22 protein-coding genes are annotated in these 25455 nt (G+C 35.5%); 6 read left to right on the top strand and 16 right to left on the bottom strand.

Features of this window, described 5'->3' with window-relative positions:
• The first annotated feature begins 19 nt into the window (after positions 1 to 19).
• The 3 genes from EKQ63_RS07135 to EKQ63_RS07125 all read left to right on the top strand — a co-directional run bounded on the left by EKQ63_RS07135 (position 20) and on the right by EKQ63_RS07125 (position 3097).
• Positions 20 to 520 carry a DinB family protein gene (locus tag EKQ63_RS07135; protein ID WP_143880915.1) on the top strand — a complete coding sequence of 167 codons (501 nt, stop codon included), beginning with the start codon at positions 20 to 22 and terminating at the stop codon, positions 518 to 520.
• A 581-nt stretch (positions 521 to 1101) separates the two neighbouring features.
• Positions 1102 to 1839, top strand: a complete 738-nt coding sequence (locus EKQ63_RS07130) for a hypothetical protein (protein ID WP_000733102.1) — start codon at positions 1102 to 1104, stop codon at positions 1837 to 1839.
• A gap of 64 nt (positions 1840 to 1903) precedes the next feature.
• Entirely contained in the window at positions 1904 to 3097 is a 1194-nt protein-coding gene (locus EKQ63_RS07125; RefSeq protein WP_143880914.1) for a hypothetical protein, read from the top strand.
• A 31-nt stretch (positions 3098 to 3128) separates the two neighbouring features.
• Here the strand turns inward: EKQ63_RS07125 and EKQ63_RS07120 are convergent, their stop codons facing one another.
• The 6 genes from EKQ63_RS07120 to EKQ63_RS07095 form a co-directional block, all read right to left on the bottom strand.
• Positions 3129 to 3434: a DUF2087 domain-containing protein gene (locus tag EKQ63_RS07120; protein ID WP_143880913.1), complete on the bottom strand. Its 306-nt coding sequence runs from the start codon at positions 3432 to 3434 to the stop codon at positions 3129 to 3131.
• A 38-nt stretch (positions 3435 to 3472) separates the two neighbouring features.
• Positions 3473 to 3655: a hypothetical protein gene (locus tag EKQ63_RS07115; protein WP_223290795.1), complete on the bottom strand. Its 183-nt coding sequence runs from the start codon at positions 3653 to 3655 to the stop codon at positions 3473 to 3475.
• Between the two features lie 132 nt (positions 3656 to 3787).
• Positions 3788 to 6589 (bottom strand): YhgE/Pip domain-containing protein, encoded by a 2802-nt coding sequence (locus tag EKQ63_RS07110; protein ID WP_087951605.1) that lies wholly within the window; start codon positions 6587 to 6589, stop codon positions 3788 to 3790.
• A 214-nt stretch (positions 6590 to 6803) separates the two neighbouring features.
• Positions 6804 to 7376, bottom strand: a complete 573-nt coding sequence (locus EKQ63_RS07105) for a TetR/AcrR family transcriptional regulator (protein WP_087951604.1) — start codon at positions 7374 to 7376, stop codon at positions 6804 to 6806.
• A gap of 390 nt (positions 7377 to 7766) precedes the next feature.
• On the bottom strand, positions 7767 to 9665 hold the full coding sequence (locus EKQ63_RS07100; protein ID WP_143880912.1) for a M56 family metallopeptidase: 1899 nt from the start codon (positions 9663 to 9665) through the stop codon (positions 7767 to 7769).
• 2 nt (positions 9666 to 9667) lie between these two features.
• The gene (locus EKQ63_RS07095; RefSeq protein ID WP_143880911.1) at positions 9668 to 10069 is read right to left on the bottom strand and encodes a BlaI/MecI/CopY family transcriptional regulator; all 402 of its coding nucleotides are present in this window, start codon (positions 10067 to 10069) and stop codon (positions 9668 to 9670) included.
• A 383-nt stretch (positions 10070 to 10452) separates the two neighbouring features.
• On the opposite strand from EKQ63_RS07095, the gene EKQ63_RS07090 reads away from it, so the two are divergent.
• The gene (locus EKQ63_RS07090; RefSeq protein WP_087951603.1) at positions 10453 to 11307 is read left to right on the top strand and encodes a hypothetical protein; all 855 of its coding nucleotides are present in this window, start codon (positions 10453 to 10455) and stop codon (positions 11305 to 11307) included.
• Positions 11308 to 11367: 60 nt separating this feature from the next.
• Here EKQ63_RS07090 and EKQ63_RS07085 read toward each other — a convergent pair whose 3' ends face one another.
• The 3 genes from EKQ63_RS07085 to EKQ63_RS07075 all read right to left on the bottom strand — a co-directional run bounded on the left by EKQ63_RS07085 (position 11368) and on the right by EKQ63_RS07075 (position 14990).
• Positions 11368 to 12204, bottom strand: a complete 837-nt coding sequence (locus tag EKQ63_RS07085) for an alpha/beta fold hydrolase (RefSeq protein WP_143880910.1) — start codon at positions 12202 to 12204, stop codon at positions 11368 to 11370.
• A gap of 15 nt (positions 12205 to 12219) precedes the next feature.
• On the bottom strand, positions 12220 to 12519 hold the full coding sequence (locus EKQ63_RS07080; RefSeq protein WP_143880909.1) for a hypothetical protein: 300 nt from the start codon (positions 12517 to 12519) through the stop codon (positions 12220 to 12222).
• A 104-nt stretch (positions 12520 to 12623) separates the two neighbouring features.
• Positions 12624 to 14990, bottom strand: coding sequence for a DUF6359 domain-containing protein (locus tag EKQ63_RS07075; protein WP_143880908.1), 2367 nt, complete (start codon positions 14988 to 14990; stop codon positions 12624 to 12626).
• Between the two features lie 241 nt (positions 14991 to 15231).
• On the opposite strand from EKQ63_RS07075, the gene EKQ63_RS07070 reads away from it, so the two are divergent.
• Positions 15232 to 16584 (top strand): DUF4026 domain-containing protein, encoded by a 1353-nt coding sequence (locus EKQ63_RS07070; RefSeq protein ID WP_087995576.1) that lies wholly within the window; start codon positions 15232 to 15234, stop codon positions 16582 to 16584.
• A 39-nt stretch (positions 16585 to 16623) separates the two neighbouring features.
• Here EKQ63_RS07070 and hemY read toward each other — a convergent pair whose 3' ends face one another.
• The 4 genes from hemY to EKQ63_RS07050 form a co-directional block, all read right to left on the bottom strand.
• Entirely contained in the window at positions 16624 to 18045 is a 1422-nt protein-coding gene (hemY, locus tag EKQ63_RS07065) for a protoporphyrinogen oxidase (protein ID WP_087951599.1), read from the bottom strand.
• A 19-nt stretch (positions 18046 to 18064) separates the two neighbouring features.
• Positions 18065 to 19000, bottom strand: coding sequence for a ferrochelatase (gene hemH, locus EKQ63_RS07060; protein ID WP_000726775.1), 936 nt, complete (start codon positions 18998 to 19000; stop codon positions 18065 to 18067).
• A 14-nt stretch (positions 19001 to 19014) separates the two neighbouring features.
• Positions 19015 to 20061 carry a uroporphyrinogen decarboxylase gene (hemE, locus tag EKQ63_RS07055; protein WP_000252612.1) on the bottom strand — a complete coding sequence of 349 codons (1047 nt, stop codon included), beginning with the start codon at positions 20059 to 20061 and terminating at the stop codon, positions 19015 to 19017.
• A 177-nt stretch (positions 20062 to 20238) separates the two neighbouring features.
• Positions 20239 to 22356 carry a transglycosylase domain-containing protein gene (locus EKQ63_RS07050; protein ID WP_088327921.1) on the bottom strand — a complete coding sequence of 706 codons (2118 nt, stop codon included), beginning with the start codon at positions 22354 to 22356 and terminating at the stop codon, positions 20239 to 20241.
• Between the two features lie 128 nt (positions 22357 to 22484).
• On the opposite strand from EKQ63_RS07050, the gene hmoB reads away from it, so the two are divergent.
• Positions 22485 to 22988 carry a heme-degrading monooxygenase HmoB gene (gene hmoB, locus EKQ63_RS07045; RefSeq protein WP_087951597.1) on the top strand — a complete coding sequence of 168 codons (504 nt, stop codon included), beginning with the start codon at positions 22485 to 22487 and terminating at the stop codon, positions 22986 to 22988.
• 77 nt (positions 22989 to 23065) lie between these two features.
• On the opposite strand, the gene EKQ63_RS07040 is transcribed toward hmoB, so the two are convergent.
• From EKQ63_RS07040 to EKQ63_RS07030, 3 genes are all read right to left on the bottom strand, one after another.
• Entirely contained in the window at positions 23066 to 24469 is a 1404-nt protein-coding gene (locus tag EKQ63_RS07040; RefSeq protein WP_087951596.1) for a PH domain-containing protein, read from the bottom strand.
• Positions 24462 to 24938 (bottom strand): PH domain-containing protein, encoded by a 477-nt coding sequence (locus EKQ63_RS07035; protein WP_087951595.1) that lies wholly within the window; start codon positions 24936 to 24938, stop codon positions 24462 to 24464. Before EKQ63_RS07035 ends, EKQ63_RS07040 begins: the two co-directional genes overlap by 8 nt.
• A gap of 74 nt (positions 24939 to 25012) precedes the next feature.
• Positions 25013 to 25309, bottom strand: a complete 297-nt coding sequence (locus EKQ63_RS07030; RefSeq protein WP_087951594.1) for a protoporphyrinogen oxidase — start codon at positions 25307 to 25309, stop codon at positions 25013 to 25015.
• Positions 25310 to 25455: the final 146 nt, after the last annotated feature.

Below are 25455 nucleotides of genomic sequence, written 5' to 3'. Positions count from 1 at the left end.
ATAAAAGGGAGTTAACAATATGAAGAAATTTGAGGAATTAGCAACGTATTACATAGACGAATTAGAAAGGTACTCTATAGAACAATTTAGGATGAAGCCTTCTCATGAGGAATGGTCTCTCGGTCAAATGTATAATCACTTAATTTCAGCTACACGCATGCAGTTAGATGCAATCACGAAATGCAGAACTGAATTACCTTCTGTAACTAACAAGAAAACAGATATGGGAGAAAAGGTATATATGATGGGGGCTTTCCCAGACATAAAAATCAAATTACCAGATCATCCTGGATATACGCCTGAAAACCCAGCTAATAAAGAAGACGTACAGAAACAGCTTCTAGAATTAATTACAGATGTTAAAGACATTGAGCCAACACTTTCTTCTATCCCTAGGGATTGTAAAGTCGAACATCCTGGGCTTGGTTACTTACATGCAGCAGAATGGTTCCAGCTTATTTTTATGCATTTTGCACATCATCTGCGCCAGAAAGAGCGATTAGAGAACGCAATTTCATAATTTCTCATAAAGGGAAAATGGAATCCTCCCACCAATATAGTGGGAGGAAGAATAAAATGTTTTAAAGATGGCTCAGATATTTACCTGGCCATCTTTTTAATCATGACTATTAAAATGGAACTATACAAAGTAAGCTACTAATTTGTAAGAACCCTCGTTGAAAAACTGAATTGAGACAATTATATATATTACTGAAAGTGAAAGTTCAAATAAAGTACTATTTTTATTTCTCAACAAAAAAACGTAGGGAATATAACAAATTACGAATATCACGTATTATAACAAATGGTACGACTAAAGAATAATTTTTATAAAGCCCGCCATAATCATTCCCTCCTTTAATTCCTTAGACAAATATTCACACAAACTGTATTATACATTTCCATATAATTTATCTACACTTAAAAACATAATAACCTTATTTTTCAAACCTATTACAAGCCAAACTTTCTCAACAATTAATTACTAAAATACGATTTACAGCTATAAAACTATCACTTATCATTAAGGAGAATTTTACCATTTAAATAAAATACAGGTAAAATTCCCAGAAAAAATAAATTGCACAAAGGGGATGGATTATGAAAAAGCTACATGCATTAACATTAACAATGGGGTTACTAGCTTCTACTGTAATTGTACCTACTGCTTCTCTGGCAAAAAGTGATGATTTACCTTACTTAAATGAAATCAAAAAAATGCAGCCCGATGTAAGTACACAAGAGCTAATATCTAGTATTAATGAATTAGCAAACAACACTGGGAATACAAAAGAAGCTGTTTCTGAACAGATTTATAAAGAGCTAAAAGCAGATGAAGAACAAGGCAAAAAAGAAGCAAGTAAAAAAATGAATACTTTAGGAGCTAGTGGTGGTACAGTTTCAGTAGGGAATAGCAATATGGGGGATTTCTTCTATACGGGTTCATACACTGCATACTTAAATCATGGACATGTTGGTATGTATTATAGTTCAAATACAATTGTTGAATCTGTACCAGGTGATGGCGTTCGTACAATTAGTACTACATCCCGTAAAGTAGATAAAGGAGATGCGGTAGTAAAATCCGTAAATACATCTTGGCAAAACAAAAATGATGCGGCATGGTGGGCAAAAGATCGTGTAGGTAAAGATTCATATTCTTATAATTTTGCTACAAATAGAAGTACAACCCATTATGGAGCTAAAAACTGTTCTAAATTAATTTGGTCGGCTTATCAACTTCATGGCGGACTAGATTTAGATAAAGATGGCGGTGCTGGTGTATATCCACGAGATGTTCGTGACGCAAAACAAACCTCAACAATTCGTAATATTTAATACTGAAGAAGAAGTGCAACAACTATAGTTGTTGCACTTCTTCTTATAAAAGGAGCTCATAACAGTGAAAAAAATAATCATTCTTATTTTAAGTGTAATTTTAATTGCAGCACTCATCTATTTTTTCTTCTTTAGAAACAGTACTGTAAATTCGATATCTGAAGAAGATATTGAAAAAAAGGATTTTTTAAAAGATAAACAAGCTGTCATATATCTCTCTTCTACCGCCGACCAAGATATGGATGGCAACGGGATTAGTTATGCGATATTCATCGATAAAAACGAAAAAGCACATGGATATAAAATGAATGGTTTAGAACTCGGCGGAATAGGTGTGTCTGATAACAAAAAAGAAATCGTACTAGAAAGTAAAGATAATATTAAATTTATTGGAGAAGATTTTAAAAATTATAAAATGAAATACCAACATACAGGAGATCAAAGGATATATTTAAAAAAACAAGACTTATTTGTTAACATTTACAATTCAGGCAGTAACTCCACTACTGGCAATTATGATTCAAATGTAATTTATGGTAATCAAAAGCAAATTCATAAAGGAAATATCCCTCATTATCTTATTAGTTCTGGCGTTAATACAGATGAAGTTTTAGTTTTAACTCAAGATATAGATAAAAATGAGCATAGTTTAAAAAAATTATTATTTAATGATTCAACTATGCATCTTGAAGATGTTACAACAATTAATCTTGATAAAAACATGTCGTATTCTAGTTACTCATCTATTTTAAGTGACTCAAATTTTTATTATACGATTTTAATTGAGAATGATAATTCAATTAAAGGAAAAGTATATTTATTACGCATTGATAAAAAATCATTAAAACAAGATTTAATTTTACTTTCTTCCGAGGAGAATTCCACAGCTTCCATACCATTTACAAAAAATAATTCCGCTTATCTACATAACAATGAATTATTTTTTATAAATGGACTAGGTGATGTCATAACTTTTAATACAGAAACAAATGCAGTCAATCTTAAATTCAAAATTGATTACCATGTAACCGATGGCGTTAGATATAATGAACAAACATATTTTGAAGACGATCAATTATATGTATTACGTTATAATGAAAAACAAGAACATAAATATTCTATAGAAACATACTCTCTAACAACCGGTAAAAAAATTAAAACTACTACAATCAAAGACATGGATCAAATTGTTACATCAGTTAAAGGTGGTAAATCCATTTACGCCTACGATTTTAAAATATTGCAACCAAATAAATAATAAGAAGCTCTGTTTTCAATAACAGAGCTTTTCATTTTAACTCCTCCCACTTCGTCCACATTTCTCTCCCATTTATACGGTACATATTATCCTCTCTGTCCATAAACCCCTGCACAACAAACTCGCGTCTAATCGTACAAAAATCGTCATGATATTGTTTGATGAATGCATTGATTTCTTTTTCCGTATACTGATTCTCCGCATTTAACTTGCTAATTAAATACTCTAACAATACTAGTTTTTTCTTCTTTTGACCTGGAATCGATTTTAGACGGTCCTCTTTATCGAAAAAATTACGAATGGTTGTATCTCTGAATTTGATTTCATTTTCGGTCATGTTGTTATCCTCCATCGGTTTTTATGTAATAAAACTCTTTATTTGTCTTTACCGTTTTTTTTCATTCTTTCACTTACAACATCCATAAGGTAATACCCACTAATTAGCACATAGTAAACTACAAGTATTCCTAGTGCATCTTTCATATGTATATATTTTTCTTTATGAAACAAGATAGGTGAAAGGGCGTAAACAAGAAAGATGATTAGCGGATTTACGATAAATTAGTAAGTAAGATTTCCTTTCATCATATCAGCTCCTATGTAATATACTTCTGTTCAAATGGTTGCAATTCCTGTCCTTTTATTTAGCCCTACATTAAAATAAAAAAAGCACCGAAAAGGTGCTTTTTTCTACGCTTCAATCGATTGATTTTCAGCAATATTTCTAAATTGTCGTTTGTGCATCCAAGTTAATGAAGCGATTGTTCCAAGTGATAATACAACGATGAAGATCATGAGCATTCCAATGTTTTGCCACATGAAGTTAAAGTCTCCGCTTGATACGACTGCCTTCAATCCAGATACAGAGTATGTCATCGGTAACCAAGCATTGAATGGTTGTAAAAACTTCGGAATCAATTCTAGCGGGAATGTTCCGGCACTCGTTGTCAGCTGAATAATTAATGTGATGATGGCAATGAAACGTCCTGCATCACCGAATGCTGTTACTAAACATTGAATTAATGCGATAAACGCTAAACTTGTAACGATGCTAAAGAGTATGAAATACGGAATACTTTGTACTTCTACACCTAATCCGAATAGTAATATGATATCTGCTACTACAGCTTGAATAATACCGACTGATAGTAAAACGCCGAACTTACTAATAAACCAGCTAAACCCTGATTTTGGAACACCAACTGTGTCACGTAATGGATATACGATAGATAATAATAGTGCCCCAACGAATAAACCGAGTGATAAGAAATACGGTGTAAATCCAGTTCCGTAGTTTGGAACTTCCGCCATTTTCTCCGTCTTCACTTTTACAGGGCTTGCAAACATATCATACGTTTTATCCGTCCCTTTTACTTCACCAGTTTTTTCTGCTCCTTCGCCAAGTTTCTCAGCAAGTTCACCTGAACCGTCGTTTACTTTTACGAGACCATCTGTTACTTTTCCTGATCCGTCTGCTAGTTTATTTACGCCATCGATTAGCTGGGTTGAGCCTGTTGACATTTTATTTAGACCACCATTTAGAGTACCTAAGCCAGTTGTTACTTGATTAGATCCATCTGCTAATTGATTTACGCCACCTGCCATTTGGTTTGTTCCTACAGATAATGTTCCTAAACCACCTGTTACTTGGCTTGAGCCATTTGCTAATTGATTTACACCACCTGCCATTTGATTTGCCCCTGCAGATAATGTTCCTAAACCGCCTGTTACTTGGCTTGAGCCATTTGCTAATTGATTTACACCACCTGCCATTTGATTTGCCCCTGCAGATAATGCACCTAATCCACCCGTTACTTTATCCGAGCCATCTGCTAACTGATTTATCGCATCAATTAAGTGACCTGATTCGTTTTTAAATGTATTTGCCCCTTCTTTAGCATTATTTAATTTCACACCAAACCCTTGGAATTTTTCAACAAACCCTGTTTGTGCACTGGATAATCGCTCAATATCAACAGTTAAAGATTGTAATTCTGCTGCATTCAGCAGTTTGTTTTGTCCATCACTTGTTTTTTGATTTATTTCGCCTTTTAATTGTTTTACTTCTTCATTTAATTTATTTGTTCCACCTGCTACTCCGGCAGCTTTTTGCTGAACTGTCGCTGTATTTTTTACAGCACTTGTTATGAATGGTTGTAACTGCTCTTGATATTCTTTTGGTAAACTTTCAATTTGCTTTTGTAAATTCGCTACATCTTGCGCTGCATTTTTTGCATCTCCTGCTGTTGATTGCGTAAGTTCATTTAACTGATTTACATTCGCCCCAGCTCCATCTATTTTCTCTTTTACTGTATTCCCTTTTGACTGCATTTCCTCTAAAGCTGCAGCAGAACTTTTCACTTTACTATTTAAATCTTGCAAACCTTTTTCAATTTTTTGAGAGGCTTCCTCGAATTGTCTTTGTCCCCCAACCAGTTGTTCCATACCATTTGATAGATCCGTTGTTCCTGTTTTTAATTCACCGGATTTACTTACTAATTTGTTCAAACCACCGGTCACTTTCTCAGATCCATCATGTAATTCATCAATTCCTTTTTGCATTTCACCCGTTTTGCTATTTAACGTATTTAAACCGTCTGTTACTTTTCCAGAGCCATCTATTAATTTTCCGATACCTGTCTGCATTTCACTTGTTTTACTATTTAACGTATTTAGACCGTTCGTTACTTTTCCAGATCCGTCTACTAATTTCCCTATACCTATCTGCACCTCACCCGTTTTGCTATTTAGCGTATTTAAACCTACTGTCACTTTCCCTGACCCATCTACTAATTTATTAGATCCATCTGCTAATTTCTGAACTCCATCCTTCATCTCCCCAGACTTTCCTTGAAGTGTATGAAGTCCATCTGTTACTTTACTTGAACCATCATGCAGCTCACTTGATCCGTCGTGTAGTTTATTTGCTCCTTCCGCCCCATCTGCTAATCCTTTTGAGACGTCTTGAATGGAATCAAACATTTTCTCTGCATATGTTTTCGTTAACGTACTTGATACTTCACCTTTAATTTTTTCAATGGCTGTTCCGCCAATTTGTGAAGATAAGAAGTTTAAGCTTTCGTTTGGAATATATTCTAAGTTTAATGGCTTCGGATCGTCTTTTAATAACGTTGTAGCATTACTTGAGAAGTCATCTGGAATACGTACTAACATGTAATACTTTCTACCTTCCATTCCTTTTTTCGCTTCTTTTTCACTTACAAACTCCCATTTAAAACTTGTATTATCTTTTAAGTTGTCAACGAGCCCTTTTCCGACCTCAATTGGTTTTCCATCAAATACTGCACCTTTATCTAAATTGACTACCGCCACTGGTAAATCATCTAACTGTTTATACGGATCCCAAAAGGCCCATAAAAACATACCTGCATATAAAATCGGTACGAATAAAACCGCGATAATTGGAATTAATATTTTTTTACTTTTTATAATTTGTGTGAACTCTTTACGAAGTAACTGATTTCCTTTCATCATTTCTCCCCCTTTTTAAAATGACCAAAATGTTCAATCAGTCATTTTTACCCAAACAAAAAGGCTATACTGATTCATACATATGCCTTATCCCCGAATTTATACTATGCAACTGTTCCTTACTATGAAGTGAATATTTGTATTATCCCTCCTAAATTAAATGTATGACCATTTTGTTCAATTGGTCATTTTTTATAATAATAAAAGGATTATCTTAGTTTGACAATCCTCTTAATAAATAAAGTTCGAATAATTCTGCAATTTTCTCTTTTTCTAGCGGTTCATGATTTTTTTCCCAATCAAAAATAAGCGATACGTATAAGCGAAGCATAATAAATGCTGTAATTTCTGGATCACATTTGCTAATTTCACCTTTTGCAATCGCAATCTTTAAATACGATTGAATGAAAGAGACAATTTCCACATCTACTTGTTGCATCACTTCTTGTACTTCTTTCGTTCCCATATCGCGCTCTTCTTGAATTAACTTAATCATGAGCTGATGTTCTTTTCTGAATTCTAATATGCTATATAATGCTCTATGTACATTTTCAAAAAATGAAACATCTGAACGAATTGCATTTTCTGCAACTTGCTTCATTTCTGTAATTAAATTAGAAATAATCTCACCAAATAGCTCTTCTTTATTTTTGAAAAAAGTATAAATCGTTCCTTTTCCTACATTCGCTAATTTCGCTACTTGATCCATCGTTGTTGCTTTATAACCGAACGCTGAAAAAGACTTTGTTGCAGCTTCAATAATAGAACGTTTTCGATCTATCGCCACATCTTCACCTCCAAAAATGACCAATTGGATAATATAGTCAATCAGTACATCTTTGATATTACCACATGCTTACATTCTATACAAGTTCTCTTTTTTATTATTTCCATCATAAAAAATTTCAGTCAAATTATATGATACTGTCATAGTGTATCAAAAAATATACTTGTATGGAAAGCTAGAATATATTCATAATAATTTCTTTATTTCACTCAATTTTTTTGTAATTGAATCCTTCTGTTACGAATATTTTCTTCTTCTAACAGTAAAGAATCTGCATGAATACGGGGGTGTATTTCTTTTATAATCATAGTATTTCACATTCTTTAACTCTAAACTTCTTCGTAATTTTAAAAAGATGCTCCAAAGGTTAAAAACCTAGGAGCATTTTTACTATTTCAACATAGAAAGCATAACCTTCTCTAACTCTTCTTTATTGATATTTTTATCAAATACTGCTTCTCCTGGGTTCTCTAAACTATGATTAATAATAACAATTTGGTATGCACTATTTTTCCCTTTTTCTGGAACAATCATCTTCATACCTTGTAAATTACTATCCGAGTGATCAGTAGCATAGAATATTTGATTCCCTTCTAATTCGTACTGTTCTATATTTTCAGGCACTACAAACTGGTGGCTAAATGAATCTTTGCTTTCCCCAAAAACTTGTGATTGAGAAATTATATAATTTCCTTTTCCGTTCGTATATTCTAATTCAATAATTAATTCAGGTCTTCTCTTAATAAAATAATATACCTTTTCATCTTTCAGATTGTATCCTTCAATTGTATACGTCGGCTTCTTAATTTGAAAATCAACATGTTCCTGCGCTTCTTTCACTGTATAATTTAAAGATTCATGCACTTTGTCATCAAATGGTTTTGCTTGATCATAAAGTGCATATAATTTGTCACGATCGGCTTTTGATAAACGCTCTTCTCTAAAAAATGTTGACTCATAGTCAGAAACTCTCGGAGCACCTTTTTTCTGTATATTAATAATTTTTTTAGATAATTTTATGTACTGCTGGAACTCATCTTTTGTTAATGCTTTTTCAGCTAAATATAAGTAATCTGTCTTTTCTTCATACACTCTTGCTGAATAATGATATTCTTTTTTCGCATTTTCTTCTGTACCATACAGCATATCTACAGCATTTTGGAAAGCATCCTTTGACTGCTCTACTTTATCCTCTTGCTTTTCCTTTCCTTCCGTTGCACGTGCGTTGAATAAAGAGAGGGATGCTATAGCAACTATAACAATAACTCCAAGTAAAGACAGACGATACGATTTCTTTTGAAACTTTTTAATCATAACGATTCTCCTTTTTAGTGTTCGTTTATTTCTACTTAAACTTGCTAGACTTGGTACTTGATAGGAATAATGTTCTAAAAGGGTAATAATTGTATGACCGTATGCAATTTTCTCCTCTTTATCTATAAACGTAAGCGCATATGCATCACAGGCTAATTCTTGATCTTCTCGCATACAGAAGTAGGCGTACCAAAGAATCGGATTGAACCAATTTAATAGGATTAAGCTATACATAATCCAATTTACCGCTACGTCGTTTCTCTTAATATGAGCTAACTCATGATAAAAGACATATTGTAATTGTTGCTCATTTAATACTTTCATATGTTTTTTTGATAGTAATACTTTCGGGCGAAAGAAACTAAAAACAGTTGGGCTCGCAATCTTTCCCGCTAGACGTAATGAAACTGCCTTCTTCATTTTCATAGACTGCTTACAGCGATTAAACACTGTAACGACCTGTTCATCCGTAATATCTGGTTGTTTCTTTATGTAAGAATATAACCGTCTATTTGTAATAAACGTGATGATTGCTAATACGATTACCCCAGCTAACCAAACATATAGAGCAATTTTGTATAAAGAAAGTGTAGTCTGTTGTTCCGCACTCGCGTTTACCTCAGGTTCACTATTCTTTGTCACAGTTTCAGAATTTGATTCTAATTCCACTGTCTGTTTCATCTCGTTATTCACTGTATTCTCAGGTGAAGATGTATTTTTTTGAATAACTTCCGATACACTAGAACGATAGGAAAATAATGAATAAATGCTATAAGAGCTATCCGGTGACCATGGTAAAAGGAGTCGTATCATTAGTACGATCCACAGCATATATTGCCACCGGGGTGTTAACTGATTTCTAAATAGCACTTTTATACATAGAATAAATCCAACTAATATGCTGGCCATAAGTGATGTTTCTATAAGCCAATCAAAAAAATGAGAAAGGTATACATTTATAAGCACGTCCATCATTGTTATCTATCCTTCCTCTTGTTCTCCTCTGTCTTCTCATCTAAAATGCGTTTCAGTTCATTAATATCTTCTAAAGACAATTTTTCCTCTTTTAAGAAATTAACAAGTAACGGCTTGAACGCTGCACCGCAAAAACGCTTTAGCAAAGATTTCGTTTCAACTTGTAAATAATTATCTTGTGATACTAACGGGTAATAAGCATACATACGCCCTTTATCTTGATGGTAAGAAACGGCTTCCTTTTGTACTAACCGATTAATTAATGTACGGATTGTTTTCGGTTTCCAGTCCATTTCATCTTCTAGTACTTCTATAATTTCATTCGCTGTTTGTGGAGAGTTAGACCAAAGTACTTTCATAATTTCTAATTCTGCTTCAGATATTTTAGGTAATTGATTTGTCATATTATATTTCACTCCTCCGTATTACATTTGTAATCTACAATTAAGATTACAAATGTAATACTAAATTGTCAACCATATTTTAGAAAATATAATTTCCGTTAAACCTTACTTAACGACAACAAATTCCCCTTTTTTCAAATAATCAAATAAAAAAAACAAGAAAATGTTTACATTTAATAGTAATATAGAAAATAGACAAGTTTATCCGACTTTAATGGGCAGTAAGACCCCCACCTCAAAATTCAGCGAAAGCAAAGAATTTAGGTGGGGATCGGGCTGCCCCTAAAAGTCCGATTGGTGAAGACTAATAATCAGTGGGGGATGAAGAACCCCCCCACTGATTAAAGTTTCACTTTATCAAAATAGTGGAGGCTTTTTCAGTCATGATGCGTGCGCTTCGTTTAAATATAAAGCAAGCTTTTTGTAGTCGTATTTCTTTCATTATGATGCTTAGTGGATTCGTTCTTATTTGTATTTATCATTATTATTATGTCATTCGTTATTTAGGAGACGCTGCAAGCGGACCTATATCAACAGATATAAAATGGATTGGATTTCGCGACAATGAAATGGATGTTTATTTATTATTAATGCCAGTTATTGCGAGTTTTCCCTTTAGTACAAGTTATAATTCGGATAAGTCAGATGGTTTTAAACCGTTTGTGAGTAAGGGGATTTCTATATTTCCTTATTCAGTAGCGAAATATATCGTTACGTTTTTTTGCGGAGGATTTCTTTATACGCTTCCGTTCATCTTATCGTTATTATTTTGCAAATTAACCATTCCAGACGGAACACCTACGGTTGGTTCAGGCATCATAAATGCTGATGGAATGTTCGCAAACCTATATTTCAATGCGCCTCTCACTTACATTACTGTATATATCGGAATTAATTTTTTATTTGCAGGTTTAATGGCCCTTTTAGGACTTGCTGCATCTGTATGGTCACAAAAAGACTATATGGCAATTCTCTTTCCATTCGCAGCCGCCTCCATTCCGTACGTCCTGCTAAATACAATACTTCCTTCAATAGGCGGAGCTCCTTTTCATTTATATGATCCGAAACAACCATTGCAAGGCATGTCACCATATATTTTAATAACGCAATGTGTTTTCTTCCTTTTCGTGAGCTTACTTATGTATATACAAGGAGTAAGGCGGGATAGAAAAAAATATAAAAGACGACTGCAAAAAAGAGATCGTTGTAGAAAAGCGTTTCAAGTCATTTCAGACTAAATCATTGAACGAATAAGAGCGTAATTCCCTGAGTTAGTTTAGGGAGTTACGCTCTTATTCTTAGTTCTCAAAAAAACTACCTGCGATATTACACATTTGCTTTGGCTGCTCTACTACCGTCCAATGTCCGCAATTTGCAATCTCTAAAAACTCTATATGAGGTATGTATTCTGTAAAATGTTCTTTTATAGTAGCAAGAGTTAAAATATCATGACTTCCTTGTGCAATTAATATTGGAATTTTCGAGAGCTTTTTTATATGTTTAGTCACATCATAATTTTTCACCATATCTGCACCTAGTATCGTGTTCACTTCATTACTAAAAGTTGTTTTCTGTTTATAAGTTAAAGTTTCCATAGTAAACACATAATACGGATCTAGCACTTGTAACATATCGTATATAGAAGCCTCTCCTACTTTAATCTTCTCATTTATTTCAGAAATAACTACTTTATCTTCTTCCGTTAATCTCTTTTGCAGTTCTTCTCCAAATCTTTCTAATCCTTTTACATTAACTCCTATCGCAGCTGTTAAAAGTAACTTATTCACTCGTCCGGGGTATGTAGTTGCATACAATAATGCAAGCATTGATCCCCATGATTCACCTAATATATTTATTTTTTCAAACCCTAATTGCACACGCAGTGCTTCTAAGTTTGCAACCTCATCCCTCATAGAATATTGATTATTCTTTGGTGCTTCCGATTCTCCACAACCTGTTTGATCATAAAAAACTAGTTGGAATTTTTCTGCTAGTGGAGCCATATAGGGAAGAAAAAAGCGGTGTTCACTTCCAGGTCCTCCATGAAGAAATATGATTGGTTCACCTTCTCCTAACATTTTTACATAGAGATTATTGTTATTTACATTTATCACTCGTATATTTTCACTACTCATATCATCATCCTCCCTTTACGGCGTACCAACCAATTCCCATAAAATAACGACCGCTACAAAATAAATCGCTTTAATACCTACCACTAAACATAATGAAATAATTGCATATTTACTTAACTCTCTTCTCGCGCCGATTAAAGTAAAAATAACTGCTAAACTAAACGTTATATAAGATGCTACTGTATGTATTAAGTTATATGTAATATCTAAATTTTGCGTAAGTCCGGTTATATCAGCTAGAAATTGAAGCATGACGATTGTACTAAAAAAAATTGCAAGCTGATTCGTTACCTTTCCATTTAACCATGCTTGCATCTTTAACCTCCTTGTTATAAAAAACTGAATTTTTAATTAATTTTAACATGATTTTTACAGAAAAAGAACGCTCAGTATATCTCTAAGCGTTCTTTCTCAACTATTTAAGATGCTTTCTTCAAATCAATTTGAGCAAGTACTGGATCGTGGTCACTTACACGTCCGTGTTCTTTCATAATGTTTGAGTTTAAGTGTACTGGATCTACAATTGTGTGTGGTGCGATGTTGTTTGTTACTAAAATATGATCTAACACTTGTGCATTTCCTTCATGAATGTACGTGTAGCGATTTTCTTTCGGCACTGTGTTTAACATATTTTTTAAGACTGTTCCTTCTAGTGTTTTTAATGGTTTAGCGAACTCAAAATCGTTCATATCCCCTAACACAACAACTAGTGCATTCGTGTTTTTTTTCTGAATACCTTGTACGAAATTGTTTACTTCTTGTGCTAATTGAACTCGTTTTTCTTCACTCTTTAATACGAGTGGCTGTACTTTTCCAAATGGCGTTGCATCTCCTAGTTTTGAGTTTAAGTGATTTGCAACGACAACAACATTTTGTCCTTGGAATGTAAATTCTGCCGCAAGTGGTTTACGTGTACTTTCAAATAATGGATTGTCGTCTCCAATACGGACAACGTTTTTATCAAGCAACTTCGGTACTGTTGCTAATTTCACGCGTGATGGGTTGTAGAAGAAACCGACGCGAATATTCGCTCCTGGTGCTCCTCCGTCTAAATTGTTGTTTGGAGCAATTTCTACATACTCATACTTTGGCCCGCGAATCTCTAGCACTGCATCAATGATACGTTTTGCGCTTAATGAAGCATCTGTTGTACCGTCATTAATCGTTCCGTTATTATCTTGCATTTCCTCTACACCGATAATATCTGGCATTTTTAAATTGTATTTAATAGAATACGCTAACGCTTTTACTTTTTCATCTGTTGTTTCTTTTTTATTCGCCGAGAAGTTTTCAATGTTATATGTAGCAACTGTTAACTTATCAAGACGCGGCTGAATATTTGCTCCTATTTGCTTAAATCCACCGTCTACTACAGATGGTAATTCCGTTATTGGCGCAATGCGGAACGCACCGTAATCATATCCGACTACTCCTGTTATATCTCCTGTGAAAGTATCTCCTACTTTTGCTACATAATCACGAGGTACTTTTACAGAAAGACGCTCTGGGTTTAATTGATTTTCATCTAATAAAGGTGTGCCATATTTCGTTACAACTTTATTCCCACCATTTTTCACTGTTACATATAAATTCCCGTTTTTCTGAGGTGCAATAATTTTTGGCGTTGGCATCGTAACGCGCATACCTTCTATACTTTCATAAAAGTCGATTGCATCTTCATTTGGATCAAATAAACCAAATGCATCATTATCGATAATTTGATCAGGAATTTTCACACCGTTTTCTCCAAGTACAATCGGCGCTGGTAAAGCTTGATCTTTTGCGATTACAGCAACGCGGCTCGCTTTAATTTCCGTCGTCGTTAAGTCTGTTTCAAACCTTTCTGCATATCCAGGTCCAACATATTCTTCAACTACTCCATCAACTTGAATAAGATCTCCTGCCACTACATTCGCATCTTTTTTGTACACATACATACCTTCTGAAGTAGCTGGATCATTATCCGGCTGATTATCTTCTATATAAAAACCATTTTTATCAAGCGCTGTTACAACGCCTTCCACATTGTAGACTTTCTTCCCGCTGTAAGGAGAAATATGTGATTTTCCTTGAATATCATGAATACGAACCTGTTCATTGTTTACGATAGTAAATGAAAATGTGGAAATCGCTGAAGAAGTAAGCCCTTCTTTCTCTGCAATTGCTTTAATGACACTATTTTCATTCACTATAATTCGTCCGTTATAACGAACACTTTTATTTGTAGGATTAGAGCCATCTAACGTATAGTAGATTGTTGCTCCTTCTGTATTCGTTGTTAATGTTACCGCTGTACCCTTCGCAACTTCTCCGCCACTAGGCGAAGCTACTACATCGCTAACACGGTTTTGTCCTTCCCCTTGAAACTTATGAGCTGTTACCGATTTTACACCTGGGCTACTAAAATATAATTCAAGCGTCCCTGTTAAACTAACTTTCTTCCCGATATTTTCAGGATGATCTTTCACGTTTACTGCCGTTCTCACATCGCCTTTTGGCAACTGTACAGGCATTATTTTGTCTGGATTCGTTTCATTTGGCGAATCCGCAATGGCTACGTTTGTATCATCAAACTTAGCCGGATCTTTCGTGTATTTAGAAGGACTTTGCGTATATCCAACAATGTATCCTTCCACTGTCCCCTTTGTTTTCCCTTGCTGCTTAAATACTTGAATTGCTTTTTCTACTGACATAGAAGTCGTTTCTTCTGCTTGTACTAAAGTTCCAGTAAATGAAAGCAATAGTATGAATGATAAAAAGACACTTAACAATTTCTTCACAGCCATTTTCCTCTCCCTATTTCATATTTTCTCAGCATTTCTATCATATCAAATGATTCGTTATATAGAATGCTATTTCGACAAGTTTTACAAAAAATTAATCTATTTTACTCGTTTTCAAACTATAATACAAAATAATAATTTTACACTTTCTACGAATGCACTCTATAATGTTAGAGAGAGAAAACAGAAAATATCGATATTTCATTGGCATGTAAAATGGATTCATTTGAATAGGAGTGATTGGATGGAAGTGCAAACAGAAACATACCGCGCAGCTATGAATGGAACATTAGAACGTCATTTTTCAGATATGATTGCCGTTATACCTACTAGAATTACAATTGAGCAGTTAAAACAGCGACTAGAGAATATCGCTACTAAAGTTGATGAGCTAAAAATTGTTTATAATGATGAGATAAGCCTTATCGTTGAGTTACATATGGATGAAACAATCATACCGTATGAACTGCATATTGATGAGGCCAATGATCCAGAAGAATATAAACTGTACAATAGACAAGATTCTACAATCGTAGATCGTCATTTTGAAGATGCGGCTTTCGGTACTGAAATTTTCACTCGCACGCTATTTGTAGGTGATGTACTGGACTGCTTTTTCCAGCAGTTACAGTTTTTATGGAACCTTGCGCCAGATTTGTTATTTGTAATCGATTCAAGTGCAGCAATGAAGGTGATATCTAGAAGCTATATTGAATATCACGTTGAAAATGAATTATTACCTGACATTCCTGACTTATACGTTATTCATTCCGTTTATGAAGACGGTAAAGACGGTGAGCCTACGCAATATTGGTTTCATACACATGGCCTTTTAAGAGCAGGCGTAACAGAAATAGAATTAATTATTCCAAATCGTATTTCTTCCTACTACGGCATTGGTGACCTCTTTCAAACATTTGCGAATAATGCCGTTGAGAATGGACAAGTCCCTATGAATGAGCCTATCGTTATCGCGCATAGTCAGCAAGGTTCTATACATACCGTAGCTGTTCCGTGGGAAAAAGGATTATCTTATATTGGGCATAAAACGAGTATGGATCAATTATCTTCAATTGAGAATGAAGAAGTGAAGCTACAACCAATAGATGCACAAAACACATTCTTAGGCGGGATGGATGACCGAGATGAATACCATCAATCGCCATCTGTTCTCTTGTTCAAATTTGATACTTCAGAAGAATGTATCGAAAGCTTTTTCAAAGAACACGAGGAAGCTACAGGGCTTATGTTTTATAAAACAAATAGTGAAACGGCTCGTATGGCTTACAATGCGAAGAATACTTTCGGGTATTTCAGCAACATTTTTCATATTGAACAATCAAATGAAGATTTTCGTTTCCTAGCTAAGTTTGGTGTCTCCTACGAAGAAGGAAAAAGTGAGCATATGTGGTTTGAAATGCAGCATATTACAGAAGACTTTATTCAAGGAATACTCATTAATGAACCATATTTTATAGCAGATATGAGTGCAGGAAATAGTTATCCTTTAGATTTTGATAACTTAACAGAATGGATTATTTATGCAGGAGATGCAGTGATAAAGCCAAATAACTTATATATGTTTATTGGTGAATAAATAACAAAACGCCTTCAATCGTATTGAAGGCGTTTCACTTTACTGTGCGATTAATTCCGTATCCATTACTTTCTCCAAATGAGCTAGCACACGCTTTGCTGCTTTCTCACCTTGATCAATACAGTCCGGCAGACCAGAACCAGCGTAAGAACTACCAGCTAAATACACACCTGGAAGCTCTTGTTCCATAAATGTTGTGAGTTTCTTCATTCGCTCGTTATGACCTACTGTATATTGGGGCATCGCTTCTTTCCAGCGGCTTACGACTGTAAACTCTGGATCTTCTGTAATATCCATCGTCTTTCGTAAATCTTCTAGTACGAGCTGAACGAGTTCCTCTTCTGTTTGTTCTACAACTGCTTCATCACCAGGTCGTCCAACGTAACAACGAAGTAGCATTTTTCCTTCTGGCGTTGCATGTGGCCACTTTTTATGTGTCCACGTACATGCTGTAATTGTATAATCACTATTTCGAGAGACAACAAATCCTGTACCATCAATATCGCGCTGAATGGCTGATTTCGGGAAAGCCATTGCTACATTTGCAACTGATGTGGACGGAATGTTGCGGAAGAAACGAAACTGCTTGTACTGTGCAAACATAGATGGCAATACTTTATGCGAGCTTGCCACTACGACCGCATCCGCTTCTATTTCTTTTCCGTTACTAAGAGTAATCGTATAGCCATCACCCTGTTTTGCAACTTTTTCAATGCGAGTGCCCTTTATTATCGTACCTTCATGCATCTTCATTTCGAGAGATTCTACGATAGATTCTAAACCTGTTTTCACTGTTTGAAAGATTCCTTTTTTCGGTTCAGTTTTCTCTTCTTTCGGAGCAAGCGTGCGCATACCGAGTGAAATACTGCGATGTTTCTGCTCAATTTGATACATTTGTGGGAATGTTGACATTAAGCTCATTTCATCAATATCTCCTGCATAAATACCCGATAATAATGGTTCTATTAAATTTTCAACTACTTCGTTTCCGAGGCGGTTCCTGAAAAAATGCCCGAGTGATTGATCAGATACTGGCTTTGATCTCGGCATTAATAGATCAAAACCAGCTCTTAGTTTACCAATTGGGGAGAACAGCCCGGAAAATAGAAACGGCGTAATTTGCGTTGGAATTCCCATCATTGATCCGCTCGGCATTTTATGTAACCGATTGTTTACGAGGATAAATGATTGACCGGCCTCATTATTTACAAGTTCATCGCCAAGACCTAATTCTTTCACTAATCTAGCTGCACTTTCTTTTCGTGCTAAGAAAGAATCTGGTCCGCGCTCAATTGTAAATCCATCTTTTCGAACGGTTTGAATTTTCCCGCCAAGTTTACCCGATGCTTCTATCAGTAATGTATCGATCGGCAAGTTGTTGTCACGAATATCTTTTTGTAAGTGATACATTGTTGTTAATCCAGTGATGCCTCCGCCGATGATCACAACTTTTTTCCTCAAGCAGGCTCCCCCTTTCTTCTTACAGTACAGATTCTTTTTTCTTTAATACAACATCTGTTAAACAATCAATAAATGCGTCCGATGCATTTGGCATTTCTGGACGATAATATTTCGCGCCAATTTCATCCGTTACAACTTTACACTCAAAGTCGTTGTCATATAAAACTTCTAAATGTTCCGCAACAAATCCAACTGGTGCATATACGAATGAAGTATAACCGTGCTTTTCATTTAGTTCTCTCGTTAAATCTTGTACATCTGGACCAATCCAAGGATCTGGTGTGTTTCCTGCACTTTGCCAGCCTACTGCATAGTTTGCTACTTCAGCGCCCCTTGCAATATAATCAGCTGTTTCATTTAATTGATCTGGATATGGATCGCCCATTGCGATAATTTTTTCTGGTAAGCTATGAGCTGATACGATTAATACTGCTTTTTCACGTTCTGCGTCTGACATACCGTTATATATACCTTTCACTGCATCAACCCAGTACTGGATAAATTTCGGTTCTTTATACCAGCTATCAATGCCATGAATTGTTAAGTTTCCAAGTTTCTCAGCTTCTTCTTGTGCTCGTCCAACGTATGATTTTACGCTAAACGTAGAATAGTGCGGCGCAAGAACAAGCGCGATTGCATCTTGTATACCGTCGTTATGCATATCTTTCACCGCATCTTCAATAAACGGTTCAATATGTTTTAAGCCAAGATACATATGGTACTCGACTTCATCTTGCACTTCATTTAAACGCTTCTCTAACTTTTTAGCTTGCTCTAATGTAATAGTAGCTAAAGGAGAAATACCACCAATTGCACGGTAGCGCTCTGTTAAATCTTCTAGCATTTCAGGACTTGGCTTTCTTCCTCTGCGAATATGTGTATAGTAACGTTCAATATCTTCTTCTTTATATGGCGTTCCGTATGCCATTACAAGCAAACCAATTTTCTTTTTCATACAGCAATTCTCCTTTACTTCGCTAACTGCCCTTTAGAGTATTCATGAATAAATGTAGTTAAACGTTTTAATGTATCTGGATTTACTTCTGGGAATACACCGTGTCCTAAGTTAAAAATATAACCTGGCTCTTTCATCCCTTGATCTAAAATACCTTTTACATGTTCTTCAATAACAGACCATGGTGCAAGTAAGAACGAAGGATCCATATTACCTTGTACCGCCTTATGAACGCCGCGTGCACGTGCCTCTTCGATTGGTAAGCGCCAGTCTAAGCCGACTACATCAAGCGGTAAGTCGTGCCATTCATTTACTAAGTGTGCAGCTCCTACGCCGTGCATAATCATCGGTACACCCATCGTGCGAACTTCTGCAAAAATACGCTCCATTGCTGGTTTAATAAATACGCGGTAATCTGCTACGTTTACTGTTCCAACCCAAGAATCGAAAATTTGAACTGCTTTTGCACCTGCGTTAATTTGCGCTTTTAAATATGTAATAACCATATCTGCTAGTTTATCCATTAAAGCGAACCAAGCTTTTGGCTCTGCATACATGAACGCTTTCGTATTATGGTAGTTACGAGATGGACCGCCTTCAATCATATAGCTCGCTAATGTAAATGGAGCTCCTGAAAAACCGATTAACGGTACGTCTAACATTTCTGTCGTTAATAAACGAATTGTATCTAATATGTACGGTACGTCATCTTCTGGATTGATTTCCCCTAGTTTTTCTACGTCTTGTAAAGAACGGATTGGATTATCAATAACTGGGCCAATACCTGATTTAATTTCTACATCCACACCAATTGCAGGTAGTGGTGACATAATATCTTTATAAAGAATTGCTGCGTCCACGTTATATTGATCAACCGGCAGTTTTGTAACGTAAGCACATAACTCTGGATTGTGTGTAATTTCAAATAAAGAATACTTTTCTTTTATCTTTCTATATTCCGGCTGCGAACGACCTGCCTGACGCATATACCATGCTGGTACATAATCAGTACGTTCCCCCCTACATGCTTTTAAAAATGTCTCATTTATAGTTCTTACCAAGACCCTTGCTCCCTTCCTTACCAATGCTTCGAATACGTTCGATATTTATCTTTTTTTACTATACAGCTTGTAAAAACAAAATGCATAATATTATGTACGTTGTTCATTAAATTGACACAAACATTCTTAAAAACGCTTACTATTTTCATAACATTCTTATTATAACACAGAGAAAAACTATGGTTTAGCTACTTTTGACTTTTCTCCTTCGCGATTCGTTTGTGTGTTATATGGCACAACGTAAAAGCTTGGTTTTGAAAAGATGTTAACGAACTTTTCCTCATATTCCCCGGCACCGTTTACAGTACCTACATGCGTATGAATTCCGTTTTCCACTCTATAAATACGGTACATAATTCTTTCATCTGGAAGTGGTGTCCAGCTTAATTTCGCTTTAAATAAACCGAAAGGGCTAAATGCTAATTTCATTTTCACATCTTCTATCTTGCGCAGCCGAATCGGAGCACCGATTGTTTCCACACCTTCTGGTTTCATAAATTGCTCTTTCTGTTCTACATTTGCCTTCGTTAAAATTTTCTTAAACAATTTTGTTGCGGACGCACTTTCTCCTTGCAACTGATGCTCTTTATCTATACGATCATAACCGAGCCAAACAGCGCCTACTAAATTTGGCGTATAGCCAACGAACCACATATCTCTCGCTCCATTATCGTCATTTGGTAAGGACGTTGTACCTGTTTTCCCTGCTAACGCCCCGTTATATACACCGGCTTTCGCTGTCCCTTCCTTTACAACTCCTTCAAGCATTTTCGTCATATACCATGCCGTTTGTTTCGAGAAAATTTTCGTTTCTACTTTTGGTGACTCTCCAATGACTGCGCCGTGTCTATTTAACACTTTATCAATCACGTGTGGCTCAATAATAGCGCCATTTGCTAAAAAAGCACGATACATTTTCACAAGTTCAAATGGTGAAACACCGTTTTTCAATCCGCCAAGCGCTGTACTTAAACCAGCATCAGCAATGTGAACATTCCCTTTCTCTAAATATTGCTTTCCTTCTTCTACCCCTAATTCGTTTAATAAAGAAACTGCCGGTACATTTGCTGACTCTACAATTGCATCGTACATCGTCATTTCTTTCGAATACGCATGGTTATAATTTTGAGGTTCATACCCTTCAAAAGAATGTCTTTCATTCTTTAATAAAGAATACGGATTATACTTTTTCGTTTCGAGTGCTGGCGCATAAACGATAAGTGGTTTTAGCACAGAACCGGGCTGTCTTTTTGCAAAAACACGATTAAACCCTCTCGGGACGTACTTTCTTCCGCCAATCGCAGCTTTAATACCGCCCGTACGATTATCCATTAATAAAAACGCACCTTGCGCCCCCTCTTCTTTCCCTGGGAAATTCCTTGCATCTTGAAACTGGTTATACGCTACCTTTTGAATCTTTTCATCCATCGGAACAACAAACGTATATCCTCCTCGGAGTACTTCTTGATGAGACAATCCGTATAAACGAGCTGCTTCATCTATAACCATATCAATATAAGGCATATATGCGAGCTCATTCTCATCTAAGTTTTTATATAGAGCAATTGTCTTCCCTTGATAACGTACGCTTTCTTCGGCAGTCAAATAGCCTTGTTTATGCATAAGTGACAATACGAGATCACGGCGTTGCTTACTCTTCTCTGGAGAGAAATAAGGTGAATATCCGTTTGGCGACTTCGGAAGACCTGCAAGCATTGCCCCTTCTTCTACTGTTAAATCTTCTACATTTTTATTAAAATACAACTTTGCTGCTGCTTGAATACCGTAAGCTCCATGACCAAAGTAAATATGATTCATATACATTTCAAGAATTTGTTGCTTCGTATATTTTTGCTCTAATTGAAGGGAAATTGCGACTTCCTTCAATTTCCGCGTAACTGTTTTTTCACGAGTTAAAAAGACATTTTTAGCAAGTTGCTGCGTAATCGTACTACCGCCCTCTACCTTTTCACCAGCTAACGTATCTTTATAAAGAGCCCGAAATATAGACGGATAATCAATTCCTTGATGTTCATAAAAACGAGAATCTTCCACCGCAACGAACGCCTGCTGCACGTATTTGGGAATTTGCTCGATTGGTACGAGGTCTCTATTTTCTACGTATAATTTCGTAATTTCTTTCCCTTTCTGGTCAACGATACGTGATGAAGAGTGGAAAACGAGCTGCTTTTCATCCATCATATAGCCACCAGCTAACACGATAAGTTTATAAAGGACAATCGCTAATACAAGCGTTGCTAACCCACCTAACAAAGTCCACTTTACTTTCTTCATACATCGGCCTTCTTTCCAAATGATGGTACATTTATTATTTGAAAAAGAAGTATCTTTATGTATATAATCTTCGAAGTTTTTTACGAGAGTTGATATAATGGAAACAAACATTTAAAGGGGGCATTAAAATGAAGGCTATAATTTCATACGAAACACCTCTAGAACAAGCACATTTCACTGCAAAAAATGATGAAAAAGATATGTTTTATAAAGAAAATACAGAAGAATCTGTAGAAGGATCACTTCAGTATGATGTACTAGACGCTGTTGGCGAATTTAAAGGACAACCTGGCTATATCGTTTGTAACAACATTTCTGTAACAGACGAAGGTCGCCCTGTATTTGAAAACCGTTTTAAAAACCGCGCAGGCCTTATTGAAAATGAACCAGGATTCCAAGCGATTCGCGTCCTACGCCCATTAAGTAACGATACATATGTCATCTTAACGATGTGGGAAACAGAGCAAAACTTTAAAGACTGGACAGAATCACGTTCATTCGAAAACGCTCATAAAAAGCGCCCCGCACAAGCAGAAGGACAAGCTCCAGCTCAGGCGCATCCACATGCAGAACAGCAAAAGAGTATTTTCTCTCGTCCATCTTTCGTGACTACTTTTGATGTGTTAGTTTAAGTTTTGGCGTTTGGAGACGGCGATATGTGAAATTATATCGACTTATTGACAAATGACGACACAAAAAGGAAACACCGTTACACGCCGGTGTTTCCTTTTTCTTTATACCAATTATATATACAAAGTGCATCTTCTTTTTGCATATGCTTCACTTTGTAAGGATGCCCCGCTACCGATACGACAGCTGTACATAACTCGTCTTTCTTTTGAAAATACGACTGACTGTATCCGACTGCTTGAATATGTCTTTTTCGCATGATTCCTGTATATTTCGCAAGCCCTCGGTACACCATGACTAACTGATTTTCTCGTATCATATAACCACTACTTGTATACCGAGCGTATGCAAGTAACGTAAATATAATACATAGTGGTATGAGAGTGAATAACGCGATATTTTGTTTAAAATATATACTCGCACCGATGATCGGAACAGCGAGTACAGCACTTGTAATCCATCCCATGATGACATAACGACGTAATGCAGCCTTCGGTAAAGGAACGATTTTCTCTTCCATTTCATACGGCAACTGTAAATACGTAAGTAACTGCTGCACATCTTTTTTCTTCATAAAAGGATGTAACATCACTTCATTTCCTGCCGCTTCTATACTTTGAATGACTTCTACTTCGACAGAGCAATAACCGAAAGGCTGGCGGAGAATTCCCTCTTTCACAGTAATCGCTTGAATGCGGTGTAATTTTAACACAAACTCTTTCTTATCAAACAACCCTTGCACGATGCGAACTTCATTTTCGTTTCGCTCTATTTTAAAGTTCGCATATTTTAATGCATAGCCAGCTGTAGAAATGACCCACGAAACTGCCATTAAAATCGCCACCATAACGATTAATTCATATACACCGTTATCCATCACATACGCTTCTACTTTATTGATAAGCCATTCTGGTAGAAATTGATTGAACTCTGTGTAAAGGATGACTAACATAGAAAACACTAATCCGAATCTACCAGATGTAATAGATGCTGCTAAAATTTCTTTCGTTGTTAACTGATATACCGTCTTACTTCCTTCTTCACTCACAACGCTTCTTTCTTTATGTAATAAAGCAATGAGTTCCTTCGCTTCTTCTTCTCTAATACCCGCCAACATCACTTCTGGCTCAGTACCGCCGCCTGCCACTTCAATATTTAATTTCGTCAGTCCAAGTATTTGATAAAAGATGTTAGAAGACGTACTAATATTTTGCACACGTTCTTTATTTAAGTAACTTTCTTTCTTCATGAACACACCGTGCTTTATATGTAAAATATTATTTTCAACCCAGTACACTTTAAAATACCATTTTATCGCTGAGAAAATAGCCATAATAAATAATATGGCCAAAAGAACGAGATGAAAGAAATACCAAGGTTTTACTTGGCCATCTGATTTAAATAGAACAAGAAAAATAAAAGGCAATAAACCCGCAATTCGAATACCTAATAAGATTGTGATCGGATGTTGCCTCTTATACATCCTCATCACTCACTTTCGCAAGCTCTCCAATTTGTCTTTTCAGCTGCTCAGCTTCTTCTTTCGTTAAACCTGGAATACTATGAGAAGTTGCTGCTGTTGAAATATGTAATTCTGCTAAATTATATTTTCTCATAATCGGTCCTTGTTCAATCGTTACGTGCTGCACGCGAATCATCGGAATGAGCACGCGTTTTACAACGAACATTCCCTTTTGAATCTCAATCTCTTCTTCATTTAATCTGTAACTATAGTAGCGCTGACGTAAATTTGGAAACACAAAATAATCAAGCGGGATAAATATAATAGCTCCTGTTACTAACAAGCCAAACAACCAACCCCACCAATTAAAATTGATCATAAAAAAGAAATACGCAATTACGACGGCTAGTATAACTGCCGTCCCAATTAAAGCGTGAATTCGCCACACTTTCAGCATATTAGAATGAATCTCCCTTTCTAACGGCTGCATTTCATCACTCCAATTATATGAATGTATTACTTATATATTAGTTGGTATATACATATTTGTAAAATTATAGTTTTTCACATCATATCAATCATTTCTTTAAAATTCCCTTCATTAATGGCATACACTTGAAACTGAATGTAATCTATTTCATTCGTATCTGGTTTAGCAAATGGCAAAATGTTAAATTTAGAAGCTGATCTTCCTAACATATCTACAATCATTAGAGAAACATCAATATGGTCGAAATCCACACGGAATACTACCGCTTCCCCTGTAAATTCATAATCTTTAATCGCATCATAAGACTTATTCGCACTAATTAACATCACTTTTAATAGTTGGTTCAAATTTTCTGGTTTAAAATTAATCATATACGCAGCTCCTTTTTTCAATAAAACACTACAAAAATAGTGTAATCTTATACTTTCATAGCTTCACACATCAATTATATTAAAAATAAAACTAGTTTTTTATAAATTTTTTGATATAATTACTTACGGGAAAAGGGAAGAATTTT

Origin of the sequence: Bacillus sp. BD59S (assembly GCF_007363175.1) — a bacterium.
GTDB lineage: Bacteria > Bacillota > Bacilli > Bacillales > Bacillaceae_G > Bacillus_A > Bacillus_A pacificus.
This window is presented reverse-complemented; position numbering and strand designations above follow the sequence as displayed.

Bases quoted from the DNA above. Each gene is read 5' to 3' on its own strand.
- EKQ63_RS07135 (WP_143880915.1), top strand. From the start codon at position 20: ATGAAGAAATTTGAGGAATTAGCAACGTATTACATAGACGAATTAGAA.
- EKQ63_RS07130 (WP_000733102.1), top strand. From the start codon at position 1,102: ATGAAAAAGCTACATGCATTAACATTAACAATGGGGTTACTAGCTTCT.
- EKQ63_RS07120 (WP_143880913.1), bottom strand. From the start codon at position 3,434: ATGACCGAAAATGAAATCAAATTCAGAGATACAACCATTCGTAATTTT.
- EKQ63_RS07110 (WP_087951605.1), bottom strand. From the start codon at position 6,589: ATGAAAGGAAATCAGTTACTTCGTAAAGAGTTCACACAAATTATAAAA.
- EKQ63_RS07100 (WP_143880912.1), bottom strand. From the start codon at position 9,665: ATGATGGACGTGCTTATAAATGTATACCTTTCTCATTTTTTTGATTGG.
- EKQ63_RS07095 (WP_143880911.1), bottom strand. From the start codon at position 10,069: ATGACAAATCAATTACCTAAAATATCTGAAGCAGAATTAGAAATTATG.
- EKQ63_RS07090 (WP_087951603.1), top strand. From the start codon at position 10,453: ATGATGCGTGCGCTTCGTTTAAATATAAAGCAAGCTTTTTGTAGTCGT.
- EKQ63_RS07085 (WP_143880910.1), bottom strand. From the start codon at position 12,204: ATGAGTAGTGAAAATATACGAGTGATAAATGTAAATAACAATAATCTC.
- EKQ63_RS07080 (WP_143880909.1), bottom strand. From the start codon at position 12,519: ATGCAAGCATGGTTAAATGGAAAGGTAACGAATCAGCTTGCAATTTTT.
- EKQ63_RS07075 (WP_143880908.1), bottom strand. From the start codon at position 14,990: ATGGCTGTGAAGAAATTGTTAAGTGTCTTTTTATCATTCATACTATTG.
- EKQ63_RS07070 (WP_087995576.1), top strand. From the start codon at position 15,232: ATGGAAGTGCAAACAGAAACATACCGCGCAGCTATGAATGGAACATTA.
- hemH (WP_000726775.1), bottom strand. From the start codon at position 19,000: ATGAAAAAGAAAATTGGTTTGCTTGTAATGGCATACGGAACGCCATAT.
- EKQ63_RS07050 (WP_088327921.1), bottom strand. From the start codon at position 22,356: ATGAAGAAAGTAAAGTGGACTTTGTTAGGTGGGTTAGCAACGCTTGTA.
- hmoB (WP_087951597.1), top strand. From the start codon at position 22,485: ATGAAGGCTATAATTTCATACGAAACACCTCTAGAACAAGCACATTTC.
- EKQ63_RS07040 (WP_087951596.1), bottom strand. From the start codon at position 24,469: ATGTATAAGAGGCAACATCCGATCACAATCTTATTAGGTATTCGAATT.
- EKQ63_RS07035 (WP_087951595.1), bottom strand. From the start codon at position 24,938: ATGCAGCCGTTAGAAAGGGAGATTCATTCTAATATGCTGAAAGTGTGG.
- EKQ63_RS07030 (WP_087951594.1), bottom strand. From the start codon at position 25,309: ATGATTAATTTTAAACCAGAAAATTTGAACCAACTATTAAAAGTGATG.